The sequence below is a fragment of the Spongiimicrobium salis genome (assembly GCF_043678055.1).
GTDB lineage: Bacteria > Bacteroidota > Bacteroidia > Flavobacteriales > Flavobacteriaceae > Spongiimicrobium > Spongiimicrobium salis.
The window spans coordinates 1,265,374-1,271,387 of sequence record NZ_JBHEQA010000002.1 but is presented as its reverse complement, the minus strand read 5'-3'; the positions used below and the strand labels follow the sequence as shown (position 1 = coordinate 1,271,387).

Sequence of the window (6,014 nt, the reverse complement as noted above, 5' to 3'; positions counted from 1 at the left end):
GCTTCGATGTTAGGCTTCCCTTGCGGAGCCTTTTCGAGACGCCGGTGCTCTGTGACCAGGCACGTTTGATAGAGGTGTCGGGCCGTTCATCGTTCTCGTCCCTTGTTCCGGCGCCGCCTTCGTCGGACTATGAACTTTCGTCGGCCCAGCGCCGCCTATGGGTGCTGAGCCAGTTCGAGGAGGGGAACGTGGCCTACAATATGCCTGGGGCCCATATATTCGAGGGGGTTGTTGACGTTGCCTCCCTTCGGACCGCCTTCGGGAGGCTGATCGATCGGCACGAGATACTGCGCACGACCTTCAGGGAGAACGGGGACGGGGACGTGCGGCAATATATCTCCCCTTCGGATCGATCGGGCTTCTCGCTTTTGGAGGGCGATCTTCGCGGGTCGGGGGATCAGGAATCTGCCATGCGCGATATCGTTGATTCCGATTCGTCGATACCCTTCGATCTCTCGGAGGGCCCGCTTTTGCGAGCTGGCATTTACCGCCTGTCCCGGGATAGATGGCTGTTCACCTATACGATGCACCACATCATAAGCGACGGCTGGTCGCTCGGGGTTTTGATCAGGGAGCTCCTGTGGTACTACAATTCCCTCGTTACGGGGGGCGATGGCCTTCTCCCTCCCTTGCGTATCCAGTACAAGGACTATTCGGTATGGCAACGTTCGCTATTGGAGGGGGGTTCCCTTGAGAAGGGCCAGGGCTATTGGTCGGATGTTTTTTCGGGGGACCTTCCTGTGCTCGACCTAGCGACGGACCGTCCCCGTCCGGCCGTAAAGACGTACAACGGCGGGGTAGTGCGAGGGGTCCTTGGTGCGGGCCCCACCGAACTTCTAAAGGATCTTTGCCGCGAAAAAGGGGGCACGCTCTATATGGGACTGTTGGCAGGGGTAAAAAGCCTGTTGTACCGTTACACTGGGCAGGAGGACATCATCATAGGTAGCCCTATAGCGGGTCGATCGCACATGGACCTGGAGGACCAGATCGGCTTCTATGTGAACACGCTTGCGCTGCGTACGCGTTTTGCTGGCGGGTCCGGCTTCGGGGAGCTGTTGTCAAATGTGCGCGAGGTATCGCTGGGGGCCTTCGAGCACCAGTCGTACCCCTTCGACGAGTTGGTGGACCAATTGGACCTTCAACGGGACATGAGCAGGAATGCACTTTTTGATGTGATGCTCGTATTGGACAATAATCAAACAACTACTTTGAGTGGGAGCACTCAAAATGGTTTGACCGTTAACAGTTACAATGGAACAAAAGCGCGGGTAAGTCAATTCGATTTAATTTTTGACTTTGAAGAAGTTGAAGATGGGATAGACATTGGGATTGTATATAACAGTGATATCTATGACCGCTCTACGATCGAGCACATGCTGGGGCATTTTGAGCGATTGATGGGATCTGCCGTAGCGGACCCCTCGCTTCCCCTGGACCGTTTGGAGTACCTTGGGGCGGAAGAGCGGAGGGAGCTTTTGGAGACCTTCAACGATACGGCGGTCGAATATAATAAGGGTGAAACTATTCTGGATATGCTGATAGCGCAAGTAGATCGCAATCCAGATGCACTAGCTCTTGCATTTGGAGACAAGGAGTATACTTACAGGGAATTGGATGAATTGTCCAATCAATTTGCCCACTATTTAGATTCCAACTATAACATAAAGAAAGAAGAATTTGTAGTTGTCAATTTAAGCAATAGTGAATGGGCTATCATAAGTATACTGGCGATATTAAAATCTGGAGGGGCTTATGTTCCTTTAGATTCCAATTATCCAGAAGACCGTATAAGGTATATAATAAAGGATATCTCATGCAGAATAAAAATAGATTTTGATGAAATAAACGCATTTAAAAACCTTCAAGAGCGTTATGACACAAGTCCAATTGAAAAAATAATAGATTCTTCAGATTTGGCCTATGTTATATATACTTCCGGTTCCACTGGTAAACCCAAAGGTATTCTATTGGAACATTCCAATTTATATCACACCACGGTTGCTAGAAACAATGTTTATGGCCGTAAACAAAATTTTTTACTTCTATCCTCTATATCATTTGACAGTTCTGTAGCAGGTATTTTTTCAACAATTTCTACCGGAGGAGCGCTATATGTAATGGATGGTGACGATGTAAAAGATGTAAATTATGTAACTCACTTTTTGCATGTAAACAAGATTACCCATACAATAATGGTTCCGTCATATTTAACATTGTTGTTACAAGACATAGGAGAAGATGAATTGTTTTTGGAACAAGTGATTGTTGCTGGAGAATACTGTAGTAAAGATTTGATTCAGGAATTTCATTCGGTTTCAGTTTTAGAAAATTGCCGCCTTTTTAATGAGTACGGCCCAACAGAGTCTTCAGTATGGTGTACATATTATGAATATGATAGGACTAATGCTATTGTTCCAAATACAATAGGTTGGCCCATTGACAATACACAAATCTATATTGTAGATGATCACACCAAGTTACAAGCAAAAGGAATCATAGGAGAGATTTGCATTGGAGGTAATGGAGTATCCAGAGGATACCTGAACAATCCCGAACTGACCCAAGAAAAGTTTGTTCCTAATCCATTTATACCTGAAACAATGATTTTTAAAACAGGAGATATGGGTAGATGGCTCCCAGATGGAAAACTTCAATTTGTTGGTAGAAAAGATAATCAGATCAAAATTCATGGATATCGAATTGAATTAGGAGAAATAAAAGCTGTTTTTACTAAAAATGAAGCAATAGATCAGGCACATGTGTCAACCAAAAAGAATGTAAAAGGAGAAAATGAGTTGATAGTTTATTATGTTGCTAAAGGAGAATTGGATTTGGCAACAATACGACAGTTCTTGATGGGCAGTTTACCCGCTTATATGATTCCTAATCATTATGTCAAAGTAGATAAGATTCCTTTATCCCCAAATGGTAAGGTCGATGAGAAATTGCTTTTGAAAATGTATGAGTTATTAGTTGATAATAATGCTCCAAAATATACCGAGCCGCGTAATACACAAGAAAGAAGAATGGTGGACCATTGGGAATTGGTTCTTGAGAAAAAGGGGATAGGAATAGACGATGATTTTTTCGACTTGGGAGGAAATTCGATCAATGCCATACAAATAGCCAAACTCGACAATGTTCCTTTGAAAATTCTATATAGCTATAGAAACATCAGAGCTATTACAAATAGTTTGAATACGCTTGTCCAAGAAGAAAAAACACATTTCTTAACGGAATACTCCTATGACAAAAAGAAGAGCAAAAGTATTGTTTTGGTTCCTTACGCAGGCGCTTTGAGCACCGTCTATTATTCTTTGGCTGAAAAGTTATCGTTGACTTTCAATGTTTACATTATTTCAATGCCTTGGCACGAAGTGAATTGGATTGGAACGTATCAATCGTTTAATTCGATAAAGGAATCCCTGATCGAAGAAATAACAACAAAGCTTAAAGAAGATATATTTATATTCGGTCATTGTTCGGGTACTAGTATGGCTATTTATTTATCTTATGAATTGCAAAAACTCAATATGCCTTTAAAAGGTTTATTCCTAGGAGGAAGTTTATTCCAGCGGGTAAAGAAAAACATTGAGTTTACAGGGAATGCTTTGGCAAATTATAAAGATGAACACATACGAGAATTTCTAATTGATTCTGGATTAATACCTAGGGACATGAATAAAGATTTAATGACTAAAATTGTGAAAAACTTTAAGCATGATTCAGAAGTTGCAATGGTTTGTGATTCTTTAAGCGTCAATAACAATGCTAAACTTCAAATTCCTATTCATGGTATTTATGGAGCACAAGATGAGTTGACTACTGGATTTTCCCGAAAAAATAAAAGATGGAAGAAACATTCAAAACAGGTTTCTTTTTCAGAAATATGTGATGCCGGACATTACTTCATTAGTGATAATGCCGAGGATACTGCAGAAATTCTAACCTCAGAAGCAAATTCTATTCTATCCTAAAATAGCTCTTAAACTAAGATAGAAGGATCTCAGGGGAACAAAACCGATCTTTAATTTAAAAAAAATTACTTTAACCAAGCCAGCTGATAACAGACTGTATTCTATTTAAAATACTTTTTATGACAGAAAATACGTTTGTTGATTATTCTTAAATTAACGTTATAATTTTGTCGCTATTAAAAATAAAATCTACTTTTTTAGGCAAAAACAGAATTTAGATTAGCTGGTTATTAAAATTTAAATAATGACAGAGATGAAAATTGATAAAGTAAAGAAATTATCTAAGGAGGATTTTCTTACAAATTATCTTACCAAAAACAAACCGGTTGTTGTTACCGATGCCATGGATGATTGGGATTTGAATAGATTTCAACCTGATTCACTTAAAAAAGAATTTGGTGCGGAGTATACTCAGGTTTATAATGATCTTTTTGATTTACAAAACGTATCTACTTTGGAGAGTTATTTGACTTCCAATTTTTCTAAGCCCGAAGAGAACTGTAAAGAATACATACGATGGTATACCAAATTAAAAGACCTTGATTTTTTATGGTCAGATGATATTTTTAAGAAATTAAAGACTTCTTGGAATCAACCTTATTTTCTTCCTGTGAGCGATACGATAGTCCCCTATTGTTCAGCAGATAATGAAATTGATATAACTACAGAAAGATTCCCTTATAAAGGGTTGTTTATCTCTGGTAAAGGAGCAAAAACGCGTTTGCACCGAGATCCTTTCAATAGTAATGCCATATTATGTCAACTGTACGGAGAAAAGCAAATTTCTCTGTTCTCCCCAGACCAAGCCCCTTATCTAATGAATGATAATGAGTTTGTAGATATTAAAAATCCTAATCTAGATAAATTTCCAGATTTTCCGAAGGCTAAGCCTACTTTTGAATTAACCCTTGCTCCCAATGAAGTAATTTTGTTTCCAGCGGGTTGGTTTCATGATGTGACATCAATTTCTGATAGCATTTCAATTACATGGAATTTTGTTCATGCTTCGGAATTAACGAATTTTCAGTCGTTTATTACGAAACATCCGGAAGATGATCAACTCGAAATCGTAAAGTTTTTTCTAAAAGATTTCCTTTCAGCGGATGCAACGCCCTACGATATTTCAAAATTTTTAGAATCGACAAGCCAAGTGTGATTCCTTCTATATTAAAGATTGAATTTGGAGTCTAGGATGTAATCTAACCAATAACCTTTTTTTACATCGAAGTAGTTTAAAATTTTATATACTATGTTTTCAAACCGGAATTGTGTTGTATTAGTAATATTCTATTCCATTTGCTTAGTGGCTAGTGCGCAAAATACCGTAAAAAGTTTAAGAGGTCAAATTACAAGTGAAACCAAAGATGTTTCCGATATACATGTTATTAATAGTACATCTAAGACGGCTACAATATCAGATTCCAAGGGTATGTTTTCAATTTCGGTAAAACGTAATGATACGATTTGGTTTTCCGCGATTCAATATAAAAGGACTTTTTTAATTGTAGATCAAAAAGTATGGGATAGTGAAGGAATTACTGTTCCCATGGAGGAAGCTAATGTTGAATTAAACGAAGTTGTAGTTAGACCTTATAATCTATCTGGTAATATTGAAGCAGATATTCAAAATTTAAAAATTGGTCCGGTTATTACTGCTTCTACTTTAGGACTGCCTAATGCGAATGTAAAACCATTGACAAAAAACGAAAGGAATCTTTTTACGGCTATGACAGAACAAGGGTTACATAGGCTTTTAGATGAAATTACGGGTCATAATAAAAGATTAAGAAAATTAGTTTCCCAAGACGAAAACGAATTACGTATTAAAACGGCAAGAGAGTTTTATCCAGATTCCATCTATAGTCAGCAACTAAAAATACCTTCGGAAAAGATATATGATTTTATATATTTTTGCGCTGTAGATTCAACTTTTAAAGAGCAAGTTGAAACACAGGACAAATTAAAATTTTTGAGATTTTTAGAAAAAAAGAGTATTGTATATCGCAAGAATAACGATTTGGATTGAGTAGCAGTAAA

The 6,014-nt window shown here is 38.7% G+C and carries 3 protein-coding genes; all 3 read left to right on the top strand.

Annotation, left to right across the window (positions count from 1 at the left end; genetic code table 11):
• A partial coding sequence (locus ACEXOE_RS14935; RefSeq protein ID WP_394749620.1) for an amino acid adenylation domain-containing protein occupies window positions 1-3,977 on the top strand: 3,977 nt, incomplete at its 5' end.
• 253 nt (window positions 3,978-4,230) lie between these two features.
• Window positions 4,231-5,133 carry a cupin-like domain-containing protein gene (locus ACEXOE_RS14930; RefSeq protein ID WP_394749619.1) on the top strand — a complete coding sequence of 301 codons (903 nt, stop codon included), beginning with the start codon at window positions 4,231-4,233 and terminating at the stop codon, window positions 5,131-5,133.
• Window positions 5,134-5,280: 147 nt separating this feature from the next.
• A complete protein-coding gene (locus tag ACEXOE_RS14925; RefSeq protein WP_394749618.1) occupies window positions 5,281-6,003 on the top strand; it encodes a carboxypeptidase-like regulatory domain-containing protein in 723 nt (240 codons plus the stop codon).
• The last annotated feature ends 11 nt before the right edge of the window (window positions 6,004-6,014 follow it).

Bases quoted from the DNA above. Each gene is read 5' to 3' on its own strand.
- ACEXOE_RS14930 (WP_394749619.1), top strand. From the start codon at position 4,231: ATGAAAATTGATAAAGTAAAGAAATTATCTAAGGAGGATTTTCTTACA.